A 1,074-nucleotide genomic window follows, 5' to 3' on the forward strand; every position below is an offset into this window, starting at 1 on the left:
TTTTTTTATGAAATTTTCGAAAATATGTATAAAAATCTTTATAATAGAAGTCCTCACGGACTCTTATGTAAGCCACATAGATACTTTTTTCAAATTCATCGCAGCACAAGTAAACATCGTATCCATTGTCACCTTTTCTAAACTGCGGAAACGTGTCCATCTCATACCATGTTGCTCTTTAGCGTCACCAAATCGTCTTTCTATTGTTTGGCTTCTCATTTTATATATTTTTTTAATTGAATCCATAAACCTTAAATCTTCAACTATATCTAAATCATCTTGCCATACGTGCCTTTGGATTTGTTTTTGACACTGTTTATTTTCAGTGCATTTGTTCAATAGTGGGCATTCACGACATGTGTCAGAGTTTGACATATATAGTCTGTGCCCAGTTGGCATTGTTCTTTTGTAAGTTAAAAACTCATCATTAGGACAGATATAGCTATCATAATATTCATCGTAGATGAAATCGCGAATTTTGAAGAAACCTTCTTTTCCTTTTGGTCGAGTATACGGCATCACAGGTATCATTAATTTTTCAATAAGATAGTGTGCATTAGCTGGAGTTTTATATCCAGAATCGACTGCTACATATCTCGCTTTTAAACCTGCTTTCTCCATTCTTTCTATCATAGGTTTCAATTGCGTACTATCATGGATATTTCCTGGAGTGACGTGTGAATCTAAAATGAAGCCGTGTCTATCGACACATGCATGTAGCGAATAGGCAAATTGCTTTTCTCTCTCGCTCTTTACATAATAACCAGACTCTGGATCAGTTTTGCTTTCTTTTATATATTTAGTTTTCGCTTCCTTTTTCTTTTTTATAGGCTTTTTTCCATCGGCTTTTCTTAGAAGATTTACTTCATCATCCAATTCTTTTTGGTATGCTTTGGCTTTAATTTGAACAACTTTCTTAATGTATTTATTTTTATTAGCATTGGCTTTAATATGAGTTGAATCGATAAAAATTTGTTCGGTATTAATAAGGTTGTTTTCAAAAGCAATTTTTAAGATGTGTTGGAAGATTTCTTCAAATAACTTATTATCATAAAATCGGCGGGTGTAGTTTTT

General features: G+C 32.7%; 1 protein-coding gene. It reads right to left on the bottom strand.

Going from position 1 to position 1,074, the window contains the following annotated elements; translation table 11 throughout:
• Positions 1-63 precede the first annotated feature (63 nt).
• Positions 64-1,074: IS1182 family transposase (locus HMPREF2937_RS07005; protein WP_070864291.1), on the bottom strand; the 1,011-nt coding region annotated here is incomplete at its 5' end.

It is taken from the genome of Staphylococcus sp. HMSC061G12 (assembly GCF_001838465.1).
GTDB lineage: Bacteria > Bacillota > Bacilli > Staphylococcales > Staphylococcaceae > Staphylococcus > Staphylococcus simulans.